Below are 4,292 nucleotides of genomic sequence, written 5' to 3' on the forward strand. Positions count from 1 at the left end.
CAGCACCAGCGCGCCCAGCCCGGCGAGCGAGAGGCTCATGGCGATGAAATCGCCCAAGGCGACACCGCTGGCCGAGGCGATGGCCACGCGCTTGCCCTGGCTCAGCGCGTAGGACAGCACCAGCAGAACGGTCGGTCCGGGGATCAGCAGCAGCGCGGTCGAGGCGGCGACAAAGGTCAGCCAGAGGTCGATGCTCATATGAAGTCAGCCTTGGATCATGTGCGCCCAGAAAGCACGCGGGCTGCAACCGCGTCCAGCTTTTTGATCATCTCCGGGTCGCGGGCCTCGGGCGCGGTGATCAGCGCGTGTTCCAGCGCGGTGTCGCAACCTTGGGGGCAGGCCGGGCGGTCGGTGCCCAACAGCGCGGGCAGGGCCTTGATCATCCGCCGTGCGGCGTCGGCATTGCCGGTCAGGACGCGGATGATGTCGGTCACCTCGACCGCGTCATGGCCCGGGTGCCAGCAGTCGTAATCGGTGACCATTGCAACGCTGGCGTAACACAGCTCGGCCTCGCGGGCGAGTTTGGCCTCGGGCATATTGGTCATGCCGATCACCGAACAGCCCCATTGATCGCGGTAGAGGTTGGACTCCGCCAGGGTCGAGAACTGCGGCCCTTCCATCGCGAGATAGGTGCCGCCTTCATGTACCGTGACGCCGGCTTGACGCGCGGCCTCGGCACAGGTTTTGCCAAGCCCACCGCAGACCGGGTGGGCCACCGACACATGCGCCACGCAGCCCGCGCCAAAAAAGCTTTTGGCGCGGGCAAAGGTGCGGTCGATGAACTGGTCCACGATGACAAAATCGCCCGGCGCCATCTCTTCGCGGAAGGACCCGCAGGCGCTGACGCTGATCACGTCCGTCACCCCAAGCCGTTTCAACGCGTCGATATTGGCGCGGTAGGGCACTTCCGACGGGCTGTGCACATGGCCGCGCCCGTGACGGGGCAGGAACACGATGTCCAGCCCATCCAGAGTGCCGCAATAGAGCTGGTCCGACGGCGCGCCCCAAGGGGTGTCCACGGTGTGCCATGCGGCGTCTTGCAGCCCGTCCACGGCGTAAAGCCCCGATCCGCCGATCACACCCAGTTTGCGGCTTGCCATATGCGCCTCCGATCCGGTTCAGCGCAGTCTTGCAGCGTGGCCCCGCTGCATCAAGAGCGGTCAGCCCTGACGCGGCAAAAAGGCCTCGACCGCGGCAGTGGCGATCACCAAAGTGGAGCCGCTGTCGGGGTTGGTGACGTTCAGCCCGCCTTCGACCGCTGTGACCGTGGCGCGGCCACGGGGCAGGCCCTTCGCCAGTTCCGCGCAATCCACTTTGTCGGGCTCGGCCACGCCCACCGTCACCTGAACGCGCATCTGGTCGTGCGGCAGACCGGTGGCGTCGAACAGCGGGATCGAGGAATGGCGGATCGCGTCTTCGATCGCGCGGGCGGCGGCCTTGGTGTAGTCCATGCCGTATTGGTCGTTGCCCATGCCCATTTCGATGATGAAGCGCTGGTCGCTCATGCCACGCCCTCCAGATCGAGTGCGACCGAGATCGCGACATTGGCGATCACCGTCGGCTTGCCGCCATCGCTGCGCGGCACGTCCAGCCCGCCTTTGCGGGCGATGACAGTGACCTGGCCATAGGGGAAAATCGCAGCAATCGCACCCGTATCCAGCGCGTCGGGGTTCTGCACGCCGACTTCGACAGTGATCTGCATGTCGGATTTGTCCTTTCCGTAGAGTTCCGCAAGGTTGATCGAATTGTGCCACAGAGCATCTCGCACAGCCCGCGCGGCGGCTTCGGTGTAATCCTGTCGGCGCAGGGAAGACCCCATGCCGAATTCGGTCAGCAGACGTTTGACGGCCATATCGTGTTAACCTTTTGCTAAAGGACCGGATCGGACCCAATGTTTCGCGCGCGAAACAATAGGGTGCAAGACGTGACCTATTCTCCGGGGCGCTTCAGGCTGAACTTTTCGCGGATCACCGAATAATCGCGGTAGCCCATGCGCGTCAGCGGGTTGAAGCGCAGCACGTCGAATTCTCCGTCCACGATGCAATCGTCGCGCATGTGGATGCCGGTGACTTCACCGAAGACGGCGAAATTGGCCTCGCCGGGCAGTTTGACGATCTGGGTCAGTTTGCATTCCAGCGTGGCGGGGGCGTTCGCCACGCGGGGGCAGTTGATCGTGTCGCACTCCGCCTTGTCGATGCCCGCATGGGCGAATTCGTCCACGTCGCGATCCCATGCGCCCGAGGTCAGGTTCATCGCGTCGCGCATGGCGTATTCGACGATATTGACGGCGAAGACACCGGTGTCGCGGATCTGGGCCACGCTGTCCTTGGTGTCGCCGCGATCCGGTTTGGCCGAGGTCGAGGCGAACATCACCTGCGGCGGGACGTAGGCCACGGCGTTGAAGAACGAATAGGGCGCAAGATTGTCCTGCCCGTCGCTGCCCCGGGTCGAGATCCAGCCGATGGGGCGGGGGGTCACGATGGCGTTGAACGGGTTGTGCGGCAGACCGTGGCCGTCTTCGGGGCGATAGAACATCTGGGCAAGCTCCCTGTTTGCCGATTGTTTCCCTGCGTGATAGGCGGTTTCGCAGCGGAATGCACGGGGGTGTGCCGCGCATCAACGAAGAGCGGTTCTATGTTCACCCTGAGACCGGAAACCAAAGACGACTGGTGGGAGGTCGAAGCCCTCTACGACCTGTGTTTCGCACCGGGCCGCGAGGCGCTTTCGTCATACCGTCTTCGGGACGACATCCCGCCTGTGGCCAGCCTGAGTCGGTTGGCGCGGGACGATCAGGGGATGCTGGGCGGTGCGATCCGGTATTGGCCCGTGCGGGTGGCGGGGCAGAGGGTTCTGCTGCTTGGCCCGGTTGCCGTACACCCTACGGCACAGGGCGAAGGCTTGGGCGGCGCACTGATCCGGGACAGTCTTGCGCAGGCGCAGGCCGAGGGCTGGGCGCGGGTGTTGCTGGTGGGGGATGCGCCCTATTACCAACGGTTTGGCTTCTGGAAGATCGACGGGGTCGAGATGCCGCCGCCGACCAACCCCGACCGCGTTCTGGCGCTGGAACTGGAGCCGGGTGCCTGGGACGGTGTGACGGGTATCGTGCAGCGTGACGCTTGAACCGTACGGAAAACGTCCCCACTTGTACGGTATGACAGGAACCGATCTCGTGCCGCTTGATACTCAGACTGCGATCACTCAACTGGCCCGCCGCCACAAGGCAGCGGGAGGAGTGGGCCTGCAGGTGCTCAACATGATCGGGGGCCGGGCCGAGAACCTGCTAGAACGGTTACCGCAGCCGGTGAAGCTTGGTCTTGAAAGCGCGACCGAGCGCGCGCTGAAGGTGGCGATGCAAGCGGCGAAACAGTCGCGCGGGGTGGTGCCGGACCAGAAGGGCTGGCTGAACACAGCTTTGACAACCGCCATGGGGGCTGTTGGCGGGGCAGGTGGGCTGCCGACGGCGCTGGCGGAACTGCCGGTGACGACGACTGTTTTGCTCCGCGCCATTCAGGGCATCGCGGCGGAGTATGAGTTTGATCCCAACGATCCTGACGTTTTGGCAGACTGCCTGACCGTGTTCGCAAGCGCCGGACCTTTGGCCGATGACGACGGGGCGAACATGGCGTTCCTGACCACACGGGTAACACTGACCGGGACCGCCGTGCACGGGATCATGAAATCAGTGGCCCCCAAACTGGCGACGGTGCTGGGGCAGAAGCTGGCCGCGCAGACCGTGCCGATCCTTGGGGCGGCCGCCGGGGCGGCGACGAACTATGCCTATACCAGCTACTATCAGGAAATGGCCCACGTGCATTTCGGGCTGCGGCGGCTGGCGATTGACTCCGGCATGTCCGAGACCCTGCTGGTCGAGGAATTGCGCCGTGCGGTGAAAACCGTCTGAATTTGGCGTAAATCGTCCGAACGGTTCATCCTATCTTAACGTTAATGACGGATTCTGCATTTGTTCCCGGTTGAACTCGGGGGCATGAGCGGACGGGGCGTCATGATCCAATCATGATCCGGCACCGGAGCATTGCGCACCCGTTCGCCTCACAGGCTCTGACAGCACGCGGGTCGGAAAACCCGGCTTTGGTCAGCCAGAATGGCTTGGGCGTGCTGTTAGGGTGGCGGGGCTGGGAATGTCCGTTATGAGCCGATTCTGTGGAAAAACAGGCGTTCGCTGGCGCAGAATATCGACGGCTGAACGTTGCGCGAGCACCTTTTCTGTCAGGCGTTTCGCGGTTGCTGCGGTGCAGGAAAGATCTTTGCCAGTTTGCGGAGGTTCTGGGCGG

General features: G+C 63.8%; 8 protein-coding genes. 2 read left to right on the forward strand and 6 right to left on the reverse strand.

Going from position 1 to position 4,292, the window contains the following annotated elements; translation table 11 throughout:
* The 5 genes from JJ869_RS22300 to JJ869_RS22320 form a co-directional block, all read right to left on the reverse strand.
* Nucleotides 1-198 (reverse strand): LysE family transporter (locus JJ869_RS22300; RefSeq protein WP_292270935.1); only part of this gene is annotated, 198 nt, incomplete at its 3' end.
* A 17-nt stretch (nucleotides 199-215) separates the two neighbouring features.
* Entirely contained in the window at nucleotides 216-1,100 is an 885-nt protein-coding gene (locus JJ869_RS22305; protein ID WP_292270938.1) for an S-methyl-5'-thioadenosine phosphorylase, read from the reverse strand.
* A gap of 60 nt (nucleotides 1,101-1,160) precedes the next feature.
* Nucleotides 1,161-1,505 carry a Lin0512 family protein gene (locus tag JJ869_RS22310; RefSeq protein WP_292270941.1) on the reverse strand — a complete coding sequence of 115 codons (345 nt, stop codon included), beginning with the start codon at nucleotides 1,503-1,505 and terminating at the stop codon, nucleotides 1,161-1,163.
* Nucleotides 1,502-1,852 (reverse strand): Lin0512 family protein, encoded by a 351-nt coding sequence (locus JJ869_RS22315; protein ID WP_292270943.1) that lies wholly within the window; start codon nucleotides 1,850-1,852, stop codon nucleotides 1,502-1,504. Before JJ869_RS22315 ends, JJ869_RS22310 begins: the two co-directional genes overlap by 4 nt.
* A 77-nt stretch (nucleotides 1,853-1,929) precedes the next feature.
* Nucleotides 1,930-2,535 carry a flavin reductase family protein gene (locus tag JJ869_RS22320; protein ID WP_292270945.1) on the reverse strand — a complete coding sequence of 202 codons (606 nt, stop codon included), beginning with the start codon at nucleotides 2,533-2,535 and terminating at the stop codon, nucleotides 1,930-1,932.
* A gap of 99 nt (nucleotides 2,536-2,634) precedes the next feature.
* Here JJ869_RS22320 and JJ869_RS22325 point away from each other — a divergent pair, with 99 nt between their 5' ends.
* Nucleotides 2,635-3,120 (forward strand): N-acetyltransferase, encoded by a 486-nt coding sequence (locus JJ869_RS22325; RefSeq protein ID WP_292270948.1) that lies wholly within the window; start codon nucleotides 2,635-2,637, stop codon nucleotides 3,118-3,120.
* 31 nt (nucleotides 3,121-3,151) lie between these two features.
* Nucleotides 3,152-3,901 carry an EcsC family protein gene (locus tag JJ869_RS22330; RefSeq protein WP_292270953.1) on the forward strand — a complete coding sequence of 250 codons (750 nt, stop codon included), beginning with the start codon at nucleotides 3,152-3,154 and terminating at the stop codon, nucleotides 3,899-3,901.
* A 192-nt stretch (nucleotides 3,902-4,093) separates the two neighbouring features.
* On the opposite strand, the gene JJ869_RS22335 is transcribed toward JJ869_RS22330, so the two are convergent.
* Nucleotides 4,094-4,292, reverse strand: a 199-nt coding sequence (locus JJ869_RS22335; RefSeq protein WP_292270950.1) for a hypothetical protein, incomplete at its 5' end; no start/stop codon positions are given.

Source organism: Marivita sp. (genome assembly GCF_017643905.1).
Classification (GTDB): Bacteria; Pseudomonadota; Alphaproteobacteria; order Rhodobacterales; family Rhodobacteraceae; genus Marivita.